This window comes from Pediococcus argentinicus (genome assembly GCF_001437605.1).
Lineage (GTDB): Bacteria > Bacillota > Bacilli > Lactobacillales > Lactobacillaceae > Pediococcus > Pediococcus argentinicus.
This window is the reverse complement of record NZ_JQCQ01000003.1, coordinates 25755-45274: the sequence shown is the minus strand read 5'-3', so window position 1 is coordinate 45274 and position 19520 is coordinate 25755. Positions and strand designations below refer to the sequence as shown.

Annotated in this window: 19 protein-coding genes and 1 riboswitch; of the genes, 9 read left to right on the top strand and 10 right to left on the bottom strand. The window is 37.0% G+C overall.

Features of this window, described 5'->3' with window-relative positions:
* From IV88_RS01325 to IV88_RS01310, 4 genes are all read left to right on the top strand, one after another.
* On the top strand, positions 1 to 1266 hold the full coding sequence (locus IV88_RS01325) for an aminotransferase class III-fold pyridoxal phosphate-dependent enzyme (protein ID WP_057797944.1): 1266 nt from the start codon (positions 1 to 3) through the stop codon (positions 1264 to 1266).
* 51 nt (positions 1267 to 1317) lie between these two features.
* Positions 1318 to 1416: riboswitch (purine riboswitch) on the top strand.
* A 71-nt stretch (positions 1417 to 1487) separates the two neighbouring features.
* Positions 1488 to 2804 (top strand): nucleobase:cation symporter-2 family protein, encoded by a 1317-nt coding sequence (locus IV88_RS01320; RefSeq protein WP_057797942.1) that lies wholly within the window; start codon positions 1488 to 1490, stop codon positions 2802 to 2804.
* Between the two features lie 86 nt (positions 2805 to 2890).
* Complete coding sequence (locus tag IV88_RS01315; protein WP_057797940.1) at positions 2891 to 3460, top strand: DNA-3-methyladenine glycosylase I; 570 nt, start codon at positions 2891 to 2893, stop codon at positions 3458 to 3460.
* Positions 3461 to 3465: 5 nt separating this feature from the next.
* Complete coding sequence (locus tag IV88_RS01310) at positions 3466 to 4443, top strand: GDSL-type esterase/lipase family protein (protein ID WP_057797939.1); 978 nt, start codon at positions 3466 to 3468, stop codon at positions 4441 to 4443.
* A 3-nt stretch (positions 4444 to 4446) separates the two neighbouring features.
* Here IV88_RS01310 and IV88_RS01305 read toward each other — a convergent pair whose 3' ends face one another.
* From IV88_RS01305 to cls, 3 genes are all read right to left on the bottom strand, one after another.
* Positions 4447 to 4965: a GNAT family N-acetyltransferase gene (locus tag IV88_RS01305; RefSeq protein ID WP_057797937.1), complete on the bottom strand. Its 519-nt coding sequence runs from the start codon at positions 4963 to 4965 to the stop codon at positions 4447 to 4449.
* Positions 4966 to 5038: 73 nt separating this feature from the next.
* Complete coding sequence (nhaC, locus tag IV88_RS01300) at positions 5039 to 6433, bottom strand: Na+/H+ antiporter NhaC (RefSeq protein ID WP_057797935.1); 1395 nt, start codon at positions 6431 to 6433, stop codon at positions 5039 to 5041.
* A 396-nt stretch (positions 6434 to 6829) separates the two neighbouring features.
* Positions 6830 to 8287, bottom strand: a complete 1458-nt coding sequence (gene cls, locus IV88_RS01295) for a cardiolipin synthase (RefSeq protein ID WP_057797932.1) — start codon at positions 8285 to 8287, stop codon at positions 6830 to 6832.
* A gap of 151 nt (positions 8288 to 8438) precedes the next feature.
* Here cls and IV88_RS01290 point away from each other — a divergent pair, with 151 nt between their 5' ends.
* Positions 8439 to 8948, top strand: coding sequence for a hypothetical protein (locus IV88_RS01290; protein WP_057797930.1), 510 nt, complete (start codon positions 8439 to 8441; stop codon positions 8946 to 8948).
* A 243-nt stretch (positions 8949 to 9191) separates the two neighbouring features.
* Here IV88_RS01290 and IV88_RS01285 read toward each other — a convergent pair whose 3' ends face one another.
* The 4 genes from IV88_RS01285 to IV88_RS01270 form a co-directional block, all read right to left on the bottom strand.
* Positions 9192 to 9590, bottom strand: coding sequence for an HIT family protein (locus IV88_RS01285; RefSeq protein ID WP_057797927.1), 399 nt, complete (start codon positions 9588 to 9590; stop codon positions 9192 to 9194).
* Positions 9591 to 9605: 15 nt separating this feature from the next.
* The gene (locus IV88_RS01280; RefSeq protein WP_057797925.1) at positions 9606 to 10925 is read right to left on the bottom strand and encodes a C1 family peptidase; all 1320 of its coding nucleotides are present in this window, start codon (positions 10923 to 10925) and stop codon (positions 9606 to 9608) included.
* A gap of 103 nt (positions 10926 to 11028) precedes the next feature.
* A complete protein-coding gene (gene lepB, locus IV88_RS01275; protein ID WP_057797923.1) occupies positions 11029 to 11616 on the bottom strand; it encodes a signal peptidase I in 588 nt (195 codons plus the stop codon).
* A 107-nt stretch (positions 11617 to 11723) separates the two neighbouring features.
* A complete protein-coding gene (locus tag IV88_RS01270; protein ID WP_057797921.1) occupies positions 11724 to 12878 on the bottom strand; it encodes a low temperature requirement protein A in 1155 nt (384 codons plus the stop codon).
* A gap of 144 nt (positions 12879 to 13022) precedes the next feature.
* Here IV88_RS01270 and IV88_RS01265 point away from each other — a divergent pair, with 144 nt between their 5' ends.
* From IV88_RS01265 to IV88_RS01250, 4 genes are read left to right on the top strand one after another with little or no spacing between them, the layout of a single operon-like run.
* A complete protein-coding gene (locus IV88_RS01265; RefSeq protein WP_057797919.1) occupies positions 13023 to 14456 on the top strand; it encodes an MFS transporter in 1434 nt (477 codons plus the stop codon).
* Positions 14413 to 14847 carry a MarR family winged helix-turn-helix transcriptional regulator gene (locus IV88_RS01260; protein WP_057797917.1) on the top strand — a complete coding sequence of 145 codons (435 nt, stop codon included), beginning with the start codon at positions 14413 to 14415 and terminating at the stop codon, positions 14845 to 14847. Before IV88_RS01265 ends, IV88_RS01260 begins: the two co-directional genes overlap by 44 nt.
* Before the next feature lie 13 nt (positions 14848 to 14860).
* Positions 14861 to 15442: a hypothetical protein gene (locus IV88_RS01255; protein WP_057797915.1), complete on the top strand. Its 582-nt coding sequence runs from the start codon at positions 14861 to 14863 to the stop codon at positions 15440 to 15442.
* Positions 15443 to 15454: 12 nt separating this feature from the next.
* Positions 15455 to 15658 (top strand): hypothetical protein, encoded by a 204-nt coding sequence (locus IV88_RS01250; protein WP_057797913.1) that lies wholly within the window; start codon positions 15455 to 15457, stop codon positions 15656 to 15658.
* A 53-nt stretch (positions 15659 to 15711) separates the two neighbouring features.
* Here the strand turns inward: IV88_RS01250 and IV88_RS01245 are convergent, their stop codons facing one another.
* From IV88_RS01245 to mnmG, 3 genes are all read right to left on the bottom strand, one after another.
* Positions 15712 to 16272 (bottom strand): winged helix-turn-helix domain-containing protein, encoded by a 561-nt coding sequence (locus IV88_RS01245; protein ID WP_057797911.1) that lies wholly within the window; start codon positions 16270 to 16272, stop codon positions 15712 to 15714.
* On the bottom strand, positions 16262 to 17509 hold the full coding sequence (locus IV88_RS01240; protein ID WP_057797909.1) for an MFS transporter: 1248 nt from the start codon (positions 17507 to 17509) through the stop codon (positions 16262 to 16264). The genes IV88_RS01245 and IV88_RS01240 overlap by 11 nt, the downstream gene beginning before the upstream one ends.
* A 103-nt stretch (positions 17510 to 17612) precedes the next feature.
* A complete protein-coding gene (gene mnmG / locus IV88_RS01235) occupies positions 17613 to 19520 on the bottom strand; it encodes a tRNA uridine-5-carboxymethylaminomethyl(34) synthesis enzyme MnmG (protein ID WP_057797908.1) in 1908 nt (635 codons plus the stop codon).

The following is a 19520-nucleotide window of genomic DNA, read 5'->3' as shown; positions in this document are numbered from 1 at the left end:
TTGAAGAAACAAATCACTGATCAGTTGATTACTGAAGATCACCAATACGTTGCTCAAGCTGGACGAGTTAATACTTTAGATTTAGTTGTTGACCATGGTGATGGTGCACAAATTTGGGACGTTGATGGAAATCAGTACGTCGACTTACTCGCTAGTGCTGCTAGTGTTAATGTCGGCCATAATAATTCTGAAGTTCAAAAAGCTATTCAAGAACAGTCTCAGAATCTAATTCACTATATTTCAGGTTACTTCTATAATGAGCCAGCTATTAAATTAGCCAAGAGATTATCTGAATTAGCACCTGGTAATACACCTAAAAAAGTTAGCTTCAGTACTTCTGGATCAGAAGCAGCTGAGGCGATTGTTAAGTTTGCCCGTGCTTACACGAAGCGTCCTTACATAATTACTTTTTCTAATAGCTGGCATGGAACTACCATGGGTGCAGCTAGTCTATCAGCCATTGATCCAAATATGCATCGTAATATTGGACCACTAGTTGGAGATGTAATCCACATTCCATATCCAGATTCAATTCATAATTATGATGATGCGGAAGGTACTCAGAGTTTTGAATTCCTCCAAGAACTTGTTAAACATGACATCCCCGCAGACCAAATTGCGGCTGTTATTATTGAACCCATTCAAGGCGATGCTGGAATCATTAAAGCACCTATTGAGTACATGAACAAGCTCTATCAATTTTGTCATACTAATGGAATCCTATTCTGTACCGATGAAATTAACCAAGGCTTCGGACGAAGTGGCAAAATGTGGTCTCTAGATCACTTCAATTTAGAACCTGATATCATGGCAGTTGGCAAAGCATTAGGTTCCGGTATGCCGCTCTCTGCCGTCATTGGCAAAGCGCCAATTATGGATAGCTTACAAGCTCCTGCTAACGCGACAACTACTGCCGCTAATCCAATATGTTGTGCTGCTGCACTCGCAACTATTGATTATGTCGAAAGTCATAATTTACCAGAACGCTCTGGAGAACTGGGTGAATATGTAAAAGCTATTATAGAACCATGGAGATCTGAATTTGAAAGTATTATCGATATTCGGATGGTTGGTTTAAATGGCGGTATTGAACTCAACTCAGATGAACTGGCTCACAAAGTCAGTCAATACGTTTTTGAACATGGTGTCATTATGATTACCACAATGGGAAACATATTGCGATTCCAACCACCACTAGTTATTTCCAAAGATGATCTTACGCAAGCACTCAACACCGTTCATGATGCCTTTACTAATTTAAAGTAAACTTTTAAAATGATATTGTACATCGCAAATAACTGTGCTAAGCTTACAAGCACAATCGAATAATTTTTCGCCTATATAATGTCAAAATGTGGTTGACGAGTATCTACCCAACGCCGTAAACGTTGGACTATAGGATTCTTTTAATCATTGAAATTTATGGGCTCACAGCTTTTTTGCTGGGGTCCTTTTTTATTTCATTATAGCTGGCCAAGGAGGAAGAAATGGAAAACTCAACAAGTTCCGATCAGGTTACACAAATCACTCCTAAGCTCTCGCAGTCCAAGGCTGCGATCCTAGGTATGCAACATCTACTGGCTATGTATTCAGGAGATGTGTTGGTTCCGTTGTTAATTGGTAGTTATTTGCACTTTACAGCTGCCCAGATGACCTATTTAGTTTCTGTTGATATTTTCATGTGTGGAATCGCCACACTTCTTCAGGTTAAACGCACTCCACTCACAGGTATTGGACTTCCAGTTGTTCTTGGATGTGCTATCCAAGCAGTTCAGCCATTACAAAAAATTGGTGGTTCACTTGGTGTTGGTGCGATGTACGGAGCGGTCATCGCTGCCGGAATCTTTACCCTTTTAATTAGTGGATTATTTTCAAGAATTCGCGGACTTTTCCCACCAGTCGTAACTGGATCAATCATTGCAATTATTGGTTTTACTCTTGTACCAGTTGCCTTTGAAAATATTGGTGGTGGTAATCCTGCTGCTAAAACATTCGGTGATCCCAAAGGACTCATTGTTGGTTTTGCAACAGTCCTCATCATCGTTGCCATTAACATTTGGGGGCGTGGCTTCATCCATTCCATCGCTATTTTAATTGGAATTCTGGCTGGAACATTTATCGCTGGCGCCATGGGCATGGTTTCTCTCGCTCCTGTTGCTCAAGCAAGTTGGTTCCACATTCCACAGCCATTTTACTTTGGAATGCCAACCTTCCACACCTCGGCGATAGTCACGATGATCATGGTTACTTTAACGACTATGATTGAATCAACCGGTGTATTCTTCGCCCTAGGTGATTTAACTGGTAAACACATTGATCAAAACGACCTAAAACGCGGTTACCGTTCAGAAGGTATCGCCGCAATTTTAGGTGGAATTTTCAATACCTTCCCATACTCAACTTTCTCTGAAAATGTTGGTGTCCTTCAACTTTCAGGAGTAAAGAGTCGTAAACCACTTTACTATGCAGCTGGATTCCTAATTTTCCTTGGTCTATTACCCAAGGTTGGTGCCATGGCCACCGTTATTCCAAGTAGCGTTCTAGGTGGTGCTATGTTGGTTATGTTCGGAATTGTTGGTGCGCAAGGTGTTCGAATTTTACAACAAGTTGATTTTAATGAAAATAAAAATATTTTAATTGCTTCACTATCAATTGGAATGGGACTTGGATCTACTGTTTATCCTCAACTTTTCCATACTTTCCCTGAAACAATCCAAATGTTATTTACAAATGGAATTGTTATCGCAAGTATCACAGCCGTTGTTCTTAACCTCTTATTTAACGGTTACGATCACGAACTATAATAAATCAATCAAAGTCACTTTATGTGGCTTTTTTTGTTGGGTAATTATATGATTATTCATAGTAATGAATATCGGAGGAAACCAAAATGCCACAAAGTTCTTTTATCTGTACATGGGCTCGTGATAGCAGTCCACTAATGCAAGAATATCACGCTAAAGAATGGTGCCAACCAAGTCATGATGATCGTTATATCTTTGAAATGCTCTGTTTAGAAGGTTATCAAGCCGGATTAAGCTGGAACACTATTATCAATAAACGTGCTGCATTCAAAGAAGACTTCTACAACTACGACGTGAATAAAGTTGCAGCAATGACTGAGGATGATTTAAATAGACTCATGGAAGACGATCGTATTATTCGTCACCAAGCAAAGTTATCTTCCACCATCAGCAATGCCAAAGCTTTTCTTAAGGTCCAATCTGAATTTGGTAGCTTTGAAAAGTATGCTTGGAGCTTTGTAAATAACCGCCAAGTCAATGATCATATTCGAATCCCAGAAGAAGTGCATGCTAAGACACCTTTATCTGAAAAATTTTCGGAAGACCTCAAGAATCGTGGCTTTAAATTCGTCGGTCCTACTACTATTTATTCATTCATGCAGGCCATTGGTTTGGTTAACGACCACGAAATTGACTGCATGTATAATCCTGGTTAATAACTATGCAAAATTATGTTGAAACAGAGCCACATTCCCATAAATTACCTGTATTTTTTATGGGACGTTGGATTGAAAAAGAACTCGACGATGTTCAAACCATGTACACTACCAATCTTGGGACTCAAATCCTATTTAAAACATCCCAAACTAAACAAATTGAACTTAATTTTATTAGGACGCTTCCTAATGGATCTACAAATCAAACTCTTAGTATTGATATTGATCACTCTAAGTCATTGGTAGAATTGTCTAATCAAAAATTGAGCATCAGTTTACCAGATAGTAGTAATCATATTGTTAAAATTACTTTCGCTGGCAATACTGATGCCGATCAAGTTTGGACTGAGCAAGCTGGATTAGCAATTGAAAGTATTAATAATACCAAAGGAACAATTACAGCTATCAAACCAATTGGAAAGACCATCGCATTTATTGGTGACTCAATCACCGCTGGTTGTTGGGTTAGAAGTAAGTCTCCGTCATCTGGCTATGGCGCTGATATTAACTATGCAGCCCGAACTGCAGAACATTTTGATGCCATTGATTATCGGATTGCTTACAGCGCCGCGGGAATTCTTCGCTATGGTGCTGGCGGTGTTCCTGCCGCCAGTCGCTTTCTAAATTATATTGATATCGATACACTGTCACCTGCAGTAGAAGCTGACTTAGTAATCGTTAATCTTGGTACTAACGATCGTAAATTTGATGACGCAACTTTCACGGCTTTCTTTAAGCAGTTTCTAAATGAAGTTCAGAATAAGTTTCAAGGTAGTAAAATTGCCGTTTTAATTCCATTCAATCCAGCTTTTGCAAATGCCATTACCAGCCTGATTAGCAATGATTTCAGTAATGAAATACATTTAATTAAAACTAGTCATTGGCATGTTCAAACGACTGATGGAACCCATCCTAATAAGGTTGGATCAATCCATGCAGCCCACAATTTAATCACAGCAATAAAAAAGATGAACCTCATTTGAAGTTCATCTTTTTAAATATTCATCTTTAGTTAACGAGTACTGACCTAGTGAAAATTCTTTACCATCTTGGCTGACGTGTTGAATTTCACCATCATCGTGCATCCCTAGCTTTTCCATCACACGTCCTGATTTATCATTTAAGCCTCGAAGATAATGGGCAAAGAATTCATCAAATCCAAGCTGCTTGAATCCATAATCAACCATTATTTCTCCAACTTCAGGCATCAATCCCTGTCCCCAATAGGACTGATTCAAAGCATAAGTTAATATGGCGCCTTTATCCTCTGGATGAAATTCAAAGAATCCAATTAACTTACCAGACTTCTTTTCTTCAATTCCAAAGACATATTTTTCATCACTGAAATGGTCATTGATAGCTTGTTCAGCTTCAGCTAGGTCAGCGTATGCATCATAGCGTAAATATGCTGTGACATCTGGACTATCAAATAGTTCTTTCAAGTCTGCGGCATCTTTAACATTGATTGGTCGTAAAATCGTTCGTTCTGTTTCAAAATTTGGCATTACTAATAACTCCTTACTAATTATAAATAAGCCAAATTTTAGTCTTCTTAAATCAAATAAACAAGTCTTTTACTTATTCTGCAGATTCTGTAACTGGTTTCTTATGTTTGATACCTAATCCAGTAAATCCACTGATGATTGAGAAGATTGGTGAAAGTAAACTAAAGAATACGAATGGTAAGAAGTGTAACGTTGGTACGTGGAATGTATTAGCAGCAAATACACCTGCAACACCCCATGGAATAAGGTAGTTAATAACAGTACCACCATCTTCAAGAGCACGACTCAAAGCAACATTTGCTAAGCCTGCTTTATCAAAAGTATCTTTAAATGCTTTACCAGGTAAGATAACTGATAAGAATTGTTCACCGATAAAGATATTAACACCAATTGAACTTAATACAACAGCTGTAATTAATTTACCATCGCTGTTTAAACGACGTGCAACTGGTTCCATCACCGTTTCAATCAATCCTAAATGAACTAACAAACCACCTAGCGAAAGAGTTAAGACGATTAATGAAACTGTTCCCATCATACTTGCAATTCCACCACGAGTTAACAAAGTATCAACACTGGCATTACCTGATTTTGAAACAAATCCCATTTCAATAATTGAAGCAATTTCTTTAATTGAAGTACTTGGGTGTTCGATAAAGATCATTACAACTGAAACTCCAATATTAATGAATAATGTTGGAATAGCAGGAATTCGGCGCCATGCACAGATAAACATCAAAGCGATTGGAATAATAGCCCAGAATGATACGTTAAATTGATGTTCAAGAATAGCTACAGTTTGGTTAATTTTGTTCATGTTAGCTGTTGCAGCTTCACTGTGACCAAAGATACCAAATAGAATTAATGAAACAACAAAGGCAGGAATTGTTGACCACATCAAGTTTTTAATATGATCGAACAAATCGGCATCAACAACAGCAGAAGCTAAGTTAGTTGATTCTGAAAGTGGTGAACATTTATCACCAAAAATTGCTCCGGAAATAATGGCACCAGCTACTAAAGCAGGGTTGATTTGCATTGTCATACCCATTCCGAAGAATGCGATACCGACTGTAGACATAACGGTAAATGCTGAACCAACTGATGTACCAACAAGGGCACAAACGATAAATACTGAAGGTACAAACCATTGAACACTAATTAACTTAAATCCAACGACCATCAAACTAGGAATAATTCCAGCGGCAATCCAAGTACTAATAAGTGCACCAACTAAAATAAAAATAAAAATTGGAATAATTCCTGTTTCAATTCCGTCTTTGATTCCAGTACTAATGTCATCCCATTTAAATCCTCGAGCACGAGCCCAAATTGTTAGAATTCCCATTACCAACATAACTGGTGTTTGTGGTGAGATTCCAAACTTGATAACACCCAATCCCATGACAATTAACATCAATAATAAAACTATACTTGCTTCTAGTAAGCTAACTCGTTTCTTTTCCATACTCCGACACCCCATCATTTTTTAGTTTGTTTTAAATTACTCTTCTGGTTTCCTATACGCTGGTTGTTTCATTACTACCATCTCCAATGCAAATAAAAAATCCCTGCTGCATCATGACAATGCAACAGGGACGAAATGGTTGTTTCCGCGGTACCACCCAGCTAAGCTACCAGAAAAAGATACACTGGTCGCTCACTCACTAGAAGGTAACGGTTCTAGTTATTATCCGTTCGGTTCGAAACTATTTCACGGTATTTCATCTATATTATCCTGATCGGTTCGCAGCAACCACCGACTTCCTGACTCACAGATAACTAGCTACTTAATGTGAAAGTTAAATCGCTTTTTATGTTGTCATGTACTTTACCATGATATTTTTAACTCGTCAAATACTTTTTATAAAATTGGTGAAAGTAATCTTGAAAATGTTTGTTTAAACTTAAGCCACCAGGACTGTTGGTCAAACATCTCAGCTGTTTGTAAAGTAGCACTTTGAATATCATTTTCATAAATATCCTGGAGCTCTTGAGCAATAGCCTCATCGTACATAAAGGAGTTCACTTCGAAATTCAATTTAAAGCTTCGGAAATCCATATTAGCGGAACCAACTGTTGAGATCCGTCCATCAATAACCATCGTTTTGGCATGAATAAATCCATTGTTATAGTAATAAACCTTGATTCCCCATTTTGCACATTGCCATGCATAATACTGCGTTGCTCGATAAACAAAGGCATGATCCGGCATCTGTGGCACCATGATTCGAACGTCCACTCCAGAATGGGCAGCAACTCTTAACGCATCCAGTACACTATCGTCCGGAATTAAATATGGGCTTTGAATCCAAATATTCTTCTTAGCCGCATTAATCATTTTTAAATAGCCTAGTTTAATTTTTTCAATATCAGAATCCGGTCCACTACTTACAATCTGGAGGCTGGTATTACCATCGGTTTCAGCAACTGGGAAATACTCTGATCCAGGATTGAATTCTTCATCAATCGCATTTTCCGGACTTGTTGCATTCCAATCCAAAATAAAACGTGACTGAAGTCCATAAACACCGGAACCAACAATTTTAATATGCGTGTCACGCCAATAACCAAACTTCTTCTTACGACCCAAATATTGATCACCAATGTTGAATCCACCAACGTAACCAACTTTACCATCTACTACGATAATCTTTCTATGATCTCTAAAGTTCAAACGAAAATCAGTAATAGCTGAACGAGTCCCCAAGAATGGTGAAGCCTCACCACCAAGCTCAATTAAATGCTTAAAGAAACTCCGATAAGTCCCCATCGAACCCCAAGAGTCCCAAATCACCTTTACTTCAACGCCTTCAGCCGCCTTTTGTTCAAGCAAATGCAGCATTTCATTACCTATATCGTCATTATAGAAAGTATAAAATTCAATATGAATATGTTTAGTAGCTTTTCTAATTTCATCAAAAATATCGTCAAAAAGAGCTGTCCCATCGGTAAAAATATCGATCACATTTCGCCGCGTTAAAAAGGCATGGTCGGTATTTCCAAAAAAACGGACCATCCCTTCCGCACCCTCTGAAATGATATCTGAAGATGTTTTTTCATCATTTAATTCTTCTGATTGTCGCTTAATAATTAGATCAAGTTCCAGCTGTGCTTTATGTTTTAATGGAAATAGTCGATTTTCAGGCAATTTACGTCCGACAAAAGCATATATAATAAATCCAACCACTGGCAGTAAAACCAGCACTAATAGCCAAGCCCACGTTGCCGCAATATCTCTTCGTTGTCTAAACACAGTCAATATAGCACCAAAAGCATTTAAGACGACAATAAGTTCAAAAACTGAATAAAGCCAATGCATAACCAATATTCCTCCGATAGAATTATCATACTGTAAATACTAATTAATTTACACCGTTGATTGTAATTTTGTAAAAGAAACGAAACTATATTTTTTCGGATATACTCTTTATAATACAGATAACAGCGAAAATACGGAGGATAAAAAAATAATGTCAAAATTCAAGAAAATCATCGCCATCATTATGGCTGGTTCTGCAATCTTAATTGCTGGTTGCAGTAAATCCAGTTCTGAACATAGCAATGCATCATTGAAACCTTCTTCCAAGAGCCCTACTGAACAAATTAAAACCAATTCCGGGCTATGGTTCTCAGCTAAGGATTATAACCAAAAAAGTAAGTCTGGTTTTGAAGCTTTTGAATTTAAGGGTAATAAAGTATCTTTATATACTGCTTCTAAAATAGCAAAAACTACTTCGGATCAGAATAAAATCAAAAAAGACGGCAAAATGGGTGATGGTAAATACACCATTAAAACTAAAGGCAGCAAAACCATCGTGAATATCAATGCTAAGATTTCAGGAATCCCAGCCAATTATAAATTCACTATCAAAGGTAAGATCGCCAAAAGTACAAAAACATTAAAAGCTCAAGGATTCATGGTCGATAAAACTTTTGATCATGATACGGTTTCAGGAATTTTAGTCCAACCAGTTCACTAACTTTTAATTTGTAACTGCCCTGAAAACTTAAATTCACAATTTCTTCACATTTTATTCATACTATATGTACATAAATAACTTTTTTCATTTACTCCCCCCATAAGGTGAATGATGGTCTATCGACCGGTTACTTATTACTTGTATGGTCACCACTTATCGTGGTGATTTTTTTATTTCCAAAAGAAAAATACCGCATCACTACTAGATTATCTGGCAGTTATGCGGTATTTATTTTAGTTTCTATTAGTCCATCCCTTTAAATTGAGGTCTTTCTGGTGGCACTAAAAATTGTGCGGGAATCGGTTTACGTTCCGGATCATGATTCCAATAGCGTGGAATCAAATGTACATGGCAGTGAAACACGGTTTGTCCTGCAGCTGCACCGGAATTAATGGCAATATTATAGCCATCTGGACGATATTTATCATCTAAAATTTTCTTAGTTTCTTGGACTAACGAAAATAAGCTCTTACGTTCCTCATCAGTTAAATCCCAAACCTGACGAACATGCCGTTTAGGAGTCACTAAAGTATGGCCCTTACTAACGGGTCTGATATCGTCAAATGCACAACTCAACTCATTCTCAGCAACATAATCAGCTTCTGTCTTTTGACAAAAAACACAGTTTGGATCTTTTTCCATAAGGAAATCCTCCTTTTATCTCAGTGGGTCCCACGCATTAAGTTGAATTGGTGTTGTTTCATCAACAATTTTTAATTGCTCATCCGTTAAGTATTGACGATGAACAACAACTTCATAGACGAAATCATCAAACCAGTTATCTCCCATTACGAAATAACCGTCTTGACCATTCTTATCGCCCCAACTGTTTTCAACCTTCCACTTCGTAGATTGGTCTTCTACAAGATCAACTCCAGTCAGCGTCATCGCATGTGAGACTTCTGCTTCGCCAAACTTCAAACGATCTGCTTTACTTAAATGAAGGTCAATATAAAACAATTCGTCCCGTTTATATAAATCACTATCCAATAATCCATCTTTGCGGTGCATCTGTTTTAAAACATCATTACCAAACCAAACTGTTTCGCCATCTTTAAGTTGATTAATAGCGGCCTGTTTTAAATACTTCATTTCGACATTCAAGAATTCGATTTTTTTACCACCAACAACATTATCCTGTGAGGGTAAACTCATCATTTGATTAAACTCTTTATCTGGTGAATTCGATAAGACCACGTAGTCATCTAAATCAACATCGACATATTTTTGATAAAACTCAACCGGTGTAATTTTACGATCAATATGATACTTCTTATCATCATCGCGGTATTCAAAATCAAATTCAACGGGTGGCTCACCTACGGCAATACTCGTCATTTTATATACTTCTTTTAAAAGATCGTCACGACGACTTTGAAGTTCAGAATCTGTACTTCCATTCTCTTTTAACGAACGTAATTCGACAGCATCACGACGAAGTTTCAAGTTCAAAGCATCTGCAAATCCACTGGTATCTTTCGTATTAAATGTTTCTGGCATTACTGAAACAGGTACAACCCCATACTTTTGAACAAGTGAAGCGGCCATAGCCCACTGACCACCATCATCACCTGGCATGCTCAAATAGAATTGAAGCTCGCGGTCATCTGGTTTAACTTCAGTTGAATTTAAAATACGATCATAAAACATATTTGCTCGTTCAATTTTATCCCAGAAATAAATATATGATTGTGATAGTTCTAAATCTTTTAACTTCAGATTAGTTGCCGCACGATGTCTCAATGTATTCAACAACGAGAAAATCCAGCATCTACCACTATGCAATTGGTTGGAAACTTTACCTGTCTGAACTTCAATTGAAAAAACTCGATCTAGTTTGCTAACGACTTCATTATTTTGACTTGCGCTATTAACTCCCACTTTTGTAACGGCTCGACGAAGTACGTCAATACTACGATTATCTTGTACCGTACTTCTTAAGTCACTAATTTCTGAATTAGTTAATTTATGTTTCATGAATGAACCTCCGTTAATTTATTAATTAAATCATACGCTATTTATTTAAGGGCTTCTAGTAATTAAAAAGAGGCTTGAACCTTCAAGTCTCTTCATTAAATATCTAATTTTGGGCTAAATCATTTATATTATGCTGTGCGTCTTTGCTTAACCAGAACGGTGCCTTTACAGTTCCATCGATTTTAGATTTCTTAACAAAACCCCAGTATCGACTATCGTTTGAAACACTTCGATGATCTCCTAGTACAAAGTAAGAGTCAGCTGGCACTTCAGTAGGGCCTTTATCCCAGCCATACTTTTTAGCAATCGAAGCTAAGCTCCAATTAGCACCGGTCCCTTGTTTTCTTTGATTCTCACTGATAAATTTTTGCGGCACCTCTTTACCATTAACGTATAAAACACCATCACGATAGTTAATTGTATCTCCTGGTAGTCCAATAACGCGCTTAACATAATCTGTTGATTGTGTAGCAGCCGGATCCTCACCATGTGCATCAAAAACAATCACACTTAGTCGTTTGATTTTTTCTGGTTTCCAAACAAAAACTCGTTCATTATTTTCAAGATTTGGTTGCATCGAAGTTCCATCAACACGTACCACTTGGAATAAGTAGTTTTTTACTAGTAGAGCAATCAATAAACCTACTAGAATCGGTATAACCCAACTAATAATCTCTTTAATTAACTTCATTGATACTCCCTCCAGAATCAATCATTGCAACTAATTCTATCCTAACTATCTCAAAAAAGCTCTTCCTTTATGGAAATGACACATAATTTTCATAATTAATTAAACTACTAGTTATTTAAATCAATTTGATAAATTGCTTCAACTGCTACGATTGCACCCATACCTACAGTGATTAAGATAATACTCCATGTAAATGAAACTAGTAGGGCAAGTAAGATTAATGCTAGACCAGCTACCTTAACCCCAGTCTCCCAAATCCAACAATCTGGTTTACGACCGGCACCCATCCAAATAGGCAATAACACCATGATAAGAACCATAATAACGGTAGTAATAGCTAACATTAGTTGTGTAGTTTTAGAGGGATCAAACAACATTTGATGGATAAATAGAATTTCCAAAACTGCATTCAAAATAATCACAATGAATGACTCTCGATATAAATACATCCATCCATAACCATTTTTAGGAATTAAATGATCAAAATTAATATAGAAGAGTAAGTAAATCAACAGTGTCAGAAAGGCTGAAACAAAGAATAATAGCAATGTTTCCCAAGTCTTATTAACTTCAGACATTGAATCAATCAAACCAGCTAACGACTCACCCATCACAATCATCATCAACTGCGAATAGCGTTCTGATAATGCTGGTGATATCGTAAACTCTAAATGGCGTTGCTCGAATTCAGCTTTTGCCGCTTTCCTTGCAAACCATCCCGCCGAATAATTTAATACAATTGCTAAAATTAATAGTAATATTTGAATTTGTTGATTTGGCACTACCACAGCAACTAATTCCAAGCCTAACGCAATCCAGTACTGTCGATTATGATCATGAGCATATTGGTAATGCTGAGGATCAAAGTGACCTGAACCCCACCATAGATACGTAATCATTAATTGATTAAGCGCAAAAGCCAAAATGAAACTAGTGAAATGACTTTCATAGAAGGCTGGAATATATACCGTTGCTAAAGCGATTGCTGCCATTTGTAACACTGACAGTGTAGTTGTTCTCAAACTTGTATCCCCGTGACTATCAAAGTAAAAGTTAAATTCACTCCAAGTCCAATAAATTAATAAATACAGCAATAGAAACTTACCTGTATTCAATATTGAAGTCTCGCGCATTAATCCAACCGTTAAAGAGTGAAAAATTATTACATAGATTAAGTCTGAAAAGACTTCTAACCAAGATATTTTTCGATCTTTAGAACGGGCAGAAATCAATTGCGGTGACTGCCACCATTTTCTAAGCATATTACTTCCTCCAACTATTCCCTACTAAGTCAAAATTGTAGCATTAAACCGGCTTTCTGACACAAGTTTATTAATTTTGATCAATTTGCTTGCGCACGCAAATAAATGAATATATAATAAGCATCGTAAAGAAGGTGATAATCAATGACAGCTTTACGTAGATGGCTAATTTTAGTCACTTTAGGAATATTTTTCTTTATGGTAATTGTGGACGGCAGTATCGTAGCCATTGCAATTCCCACAATCGCAGGTAGTTTATCCGTTCCCACTGGGTCGGCTAACCTGATTATCGCAATCTATTTAGTGGTAATCAGCGCTTTACTACTTCCTTTTGGGCAAATCGGAGACCGATGGGATCGAAATCAACTCTTCATTATTGGAACCATCCTTTTCGTTGTTGGTTCCTGGCTGAGCGGACTTGGATTTCACTTGTCAGTAGTTTTGCTCGGTCGGTTAATTCAAGCAATCGGAGCCGGTATCACAATGGCAAATAGCTATGCTTTAGTGACCGATACCTTTGAGCCCCAACAACTGGGACGTGCATTTGGGATTGAGAGTATCTTTATCTCACTCGGTGCCTTAGCAGGACCCGGGATTGGCGGAATTATACTAACCCATCTCTCATGGCACTATCTCTTTTGGATTAATATTCCAATTGGTATTATTTGTATCTTGATTGAATTATTGGTTTTTCCTAGAAAAAAGGTTCACGCATCTTTTAAAAATTACGATTGGATTGGAACTCTATTACTAATAATTGAAGCAACTATCTTTTATATAATTGGAGCTCAAATTCTAACGAACTTCATTTTAAGTTTAATACTGCTGGTTGCTTTCCTATTTGTTGGAGCATTATTCATTCAATATGAAAAACGTGCTACTGAACCTTTACTAAAAGTATCGATTTTTAGTAACCACACGCGCCGTAATTATTTACTTGCAGCATTTTATACTTTTATTGTTAGTTATTTCTTTACTCTACTAGCACCTCTGTATCTGCAAATTGGATTGAAGTTCAGTTCCGCCTTTACCGGTGAACTACTGATGGTCGCTCCCCTGATTGCATTGGTTGCTAATCCACTAGCTGGATTTCTCGTTGATCAACTTAATCGAACTTCAATAATGAAGTGGGGTTTGCTATTTTTAATCCTTTCGCAAGTCGGTTTAATCATTAGTAATGGTAATCATGAACCAACCATCTTTATCTTAGTATCTATCTTACTATCAATTGGAACCGCACTATTTGGGACGGCCAATAACACCTTAATAATGCAAAGTGCTGAACTTCAAGAGCGTGGTTTAGTTGGTTCTTTAAACTCGTTAGCTCGTGAATTTGGTATGATTCTAGGTACGACCATCGCCAGTTTCACTTACTATACAAGTATTTCAATGCAAACTAATAAATCGATTCAGTCGGTATTGGGGCAAACACTGAATGTTATTATTCATGGACAACGAGTTGTATATATAATCGGTTTACTCTTGTTCCTATTAGCAGGTGTCGCAATCTACAAATCAAAGGAGATGATCAAAAATGACGCTATCAAAACCAAACGAAGTCGACGCTCTAGTATCTAACTTAAATATTGTTGCTAGACGTGCTCAAATGAAGTTAGATGAAGCACTTCGTCCACTTGGATTAACTTCAAGTAACTACTATTTCATTTTAAAAATAAGTGGTTCAAAAGAACTTTCACAAGAACAGTTAATGAAAAATCTATTCCTTAATCAAAGTAACATTACGCGACGTTTAGATCAGTTGATTGCTAAGGGACTAGTTCAAAAAGAACATTCTCCAAAGGATGGTCGAACTTGGATTATTACTCTTACTTCGGCTGGACAAGAAATCGTCACAGAACTAACGAAAATTATCGAAGATTATAATGAACAGTTGTTTACCAACTTAGACGTTTCACAATCCGAACTACTAAATATTTTTGAACAGCTTAATGATAATTTAGAAAGATAAGGAAGTAATCGTTATGACAGAATATATTAATGTAAATGGTAATCAAACAAGTTTCATTCTCCCAGACGGTTTCCAAAGAATTGATTCATCTAGTCGTACACGAAACAAAGAAACCGTTCAGGTAATTCGTTATCAACCTGAACAAGGTTTAAAAGTTAACGGACCACACGTTACTGTCGTTATCGGTCAGGATGGTCGTTTAATCAGTTACAACAACTTCAGTCAAACCACTGGTGGCAAAATGCCAAGTGATGCTGAAGCACGTCGAATTGCCGAAGCAACGTTTGAAGAAACCGATCCTGAATATGCTAGCGGATTAAGCTATATGCGAATTGATCATCTCAAACGCCAATTTATTAATGATCAAGGCGAATATGTCGAAATACCAATTTCTTGGGTCAAATTCGCTCATACTAACGGATCATACAACTGGGTCTCTGTTGGTCCAGATAACCAAATCTTTGAAATGGAACGAGAATCATATTGGAACTACTGGCTTTCACGCCGCGCAACTGAAGAATGGAACTATGATAATTGGGTTCTCGCCCGTGAAGGCAAGGGACCACAACCAGCTGCACCAGAAGCTTTAGCTTAAGGATGTGATTTCATGGATGATTTAAACTTTGATCAACGAGTTGCAGAATTAGGTCAACTTCGAGACCGGCTTCATCGATTAGAAGAAGACGACTACATGACGGCTTACTACAAGGGATACAGTAGTGAAGGTCAAACCGTCGATGAAATTAACGATGAGATAAGTGAACTTCGAACACAAGTTGAACAACTTCAAAATGAACTTGATGATGAGTAGTAAAAGGACGTCGGTTTTTAACCGGCGTCCTTTTTTGTTTCACGTGAAACATATTAATTATTATCCTTTTCATACATCGAAAAACTAATCGTAAACTCCTCGGCATCTTTATTATCTGTGACTTGATACTTATCTATTAAAGACAAGAAGTCCTGCACAAACTTTGTCTTCTGTTTTCCAGGTATTTTAACCGAATTGGAAACCCAAGTCATCAACTCTTCTTCCGGAACAGTTGCTTCTTGTACTTTGTTTAAGTGAACTTCATATGCTTTCCGATCATCTTGCTGCTGAGCTAAGAACAACGCCATTAACAACTCCGGATGCTGCTTAGCATATTCTTGATTTATATTAATTCTTTGTGATTCTTGCTGAAAAACCCCAGTTGATCGATACAACTTTTCAGTCAGATTCTTAACCTGTCGTGTTCCAACCACTTCTAACAATTGAAGTTCAGTTAACTTTTGAATTGGATAGTAAAGATTAGATGATTTTAAGTTTAGCTTGTTAGCTAAGTCTTTGGTACTGATACCATTTTCTCCTGTGGCAGCATTCAGAATCCTTCGATTTCGGTCATCATTAAAAATTGAAACAAGTTCATTCATTTTATTTGTCAAAATTATTATCTCCAACTTTTTGTTTATATACTTTAATTGAAATGAGAATTAAAACTAAATTGATCAAACCACTACCTAATAAAACCAAACCGCTATTAAAATGATTATACAGAAAACCAGCTAATAAAACCCCGAGTGGCATAACTAATGGACTGATCGTATTAATTAAGTTGAATACTCTACCTTGAAAATTCTCTGGAATATTAAGTTGTAAGTATCCAAAGGCAGGAACATCAATTTTGAATGATACAACACCCGAAATCAAATTACCTAAAATAAAGTAGGTTATAAGAAATGTTTGATTCATACCGTGACCTATTATTGCAGGAATTGCCATCAAACAAGTAATTACTGCAAATAAAGCGATGTAATTAAATGATATCTCAATCTGATTTTTCTTAATTTTAGTCTTGGCAAATAGAACGCCAGCGAGCACCATACCAACCGAGAAAGCTGCCTCAATTAGCCCATATCCAAACTTGGATAAATGAAAGACATGAAGAACTATAAATGGAACTCCAACATCAATAAATGATACGAAAAAGTTAATCAGTGGCAGGATTAAAACCAACATAAAAATATTCTGATGTTCTTTTAAGTATGCGAATCCCTCTAGCATATCTTTTTTTAAATTAAGCTTCACATTAACTTCATTAGTTACTTCATTGAACTTCAGAGTTAGCACAAATAGCATACTAATGCCTACACCAACCAGCACAATAACAGGAATTAAGTCCATCTGGACTAATCCATACACCATCGCTCCTAACAATGGACTGACGATATTTGCAACTGATCGAACAACTTGAATACCAGAATTAAGACTAGGTAGATTATCTTTTGAAACAAAATTTATTAACGATGCCTGAAAGGTTGAACCGACTAATTGCTGACCTATATTAAGTAAGATCAATAATCCAATTAATGGTAAAACTATCTGACCTGAAATATGGCTAAAAAAACCAACAAACAACAATAAAACTAGTAAAATCTCTAGCTGTGATAGGACAATAATTCGTTTATGACTAAAATGATCGATCAATGGTCCAACAACAGGAAACAAGATAACTCCCACAATTGGACCAACAATCAAACTCAAGCCAAAGTTAATGGCCGACCCCGTTTTTTGCAATAAGAGTAATCCAATCGCAAAATCTAAAGTACCATAACAAACCGGATCAATTAAGTTAATTAGGACGATTTTTAATCCCTGTATGTACTCCTGCCTTTTACTCAAACGCCTCATCTTCTATCGTTAAAATATATTTTAACGTTATACTATACTTTAATATAGAAAAGTCAAATTAAAAAGACCTCCATAGTGGAAGTCTTTCAAATAATTAAACTTTAGCAATACGACCTTGTTGAATATAAACACTCAAAATAGCGATATCAGCGGGGTTAACACCACTGATTCTTGATGCTTGCGCCAAGGTTGCAGGTTGAATTTTTTCCAGCTTTTGACGGCCTTCAGTAGCAAGACCATTAATCGCTGCGTAATCAATACGATCTGGAATCTTCTTTTCTTCCATCTTCTTCAAGTGATCTACACGAGCTTTAGCTTTCTTAATATATCCGGCATACTTCGTTTCGATTTCAACTTGTTCAACTACTCGACGATCAAGATCCTTATCTGAGGCTGGAATGAACTTCAAAAGATCATTATAAGTAACTTCGGGACGACGCAAGAATTCTGATGCTAACACACCATCTTTAAGTCCATTTGCACCATGTTCAGTGAGAAATTCTTCAACTTGTGAAGGCTTGATTCGATACTCACTCAAACGTTGTAATTCAGCTTTGATATCAGCTTTCTTTTGCAAATAAGCGTTGTATTCGTCTTCATTAACAAGTCCTAATTCGTGACCCATTTCAGTAAGTCTTAGATCAGCATTGTCATGGCGTAAAATTAAACGATATTCGGCACGACTGGTTAGTAAACGATAAGGTTCTTTTGTTCCCTTTGTAACCAAGTCATCAATCATAACTCCGATATAACCATCACTACGCTTTAAGGTAAATTCTGATTTGCCTAATGCACGACGACCAGCATTAATACCTGCCATCAATCCTTGTCCAGCTGCTTCTTCATAACCTGAAGTTCCATTTGTTTGACCTGCAGTAAATAAGTTTTTAACCAACTTAGTTTCTAGTGATGCTTTCAATTGATATGGTGCAACAACATCATATTCAATAGCATAACCAGGGCGCATCATTTCTGCATTTTCCAAACCTTTAATTGAATGGAGAATTTGTTGTTGAACTTCTTCAGGCATTGAAGTTGAAAGCCCTTGAACGTACCATTCTTCTGTCTTACGGCCTTCTGGTTCAAGGAATAATTGGTGACGACTCTTGTCCGCAAAGCGGACGATTTTATCTTCAATTGAAGGACAATAACGAGGACCGACACCTTCGATCATACCTGAGAACATTGGTGCACGATCTAGGTTTTGACGAATGATTTCATGTGTCTTCTCATTTGTATATGTTAACCAACATGAAAGTTGATTTTTAAGTTCAATATACTTACTGTCTGGTGTTTGGAAACTGAAATGGTTTGGTTCAACATCACCAGGTTGTTCTTCAGTTTCGTCATAATCAATTGTTCCACCATCAACTCGAGGAGGAGTACCTGTCTTGAAGCGTTCCAAATCAAAATGATACTTTTCTGTTAAGTTCTTAGTCAGTTCCATAGCTGGTTGTGAGTTATTAGGACCTGATGAATATGTTAATTCTCCAATAATAATCTTACCGCGTGCAGCTGTCCCTAATGTAAGAACCACACTCTTGGCATGGTAACGTGCTCCTGTATTAGTAATAATTCCCTTACATACACCATCTTCAACAATTAAATCATCAACAATTCCCTGACGTAATGTTAAGTTAGGTTCATCTTCAATTGTCTTCTTCATTTCAGCATGGTATGCATGCTTATCTGCTTGAGCTCTAAGTGCCCTAACAGCAGGTCCTTTACCAGTATTGAGCATTCGCATTTGAACGTAGGTCTTATCGATATTACGACCCATTTCTCCACCAAGTGCGTCAATTTCTCTAACAACGATTCCCTTAGCCGGTCCACCAATTGATGGATTACATGGCATGAAAGCGACCATATCTAAATTAATTGTCATGAGTAAAGTCCGATTACCCATTCTTGCAGCTGCTAAAGCTGCTTCAGAACCAGCATGTCCTGCTCCAACAACGATTACATCATAATCGCGACCATCATACTGCTTAACTTCTGTCAT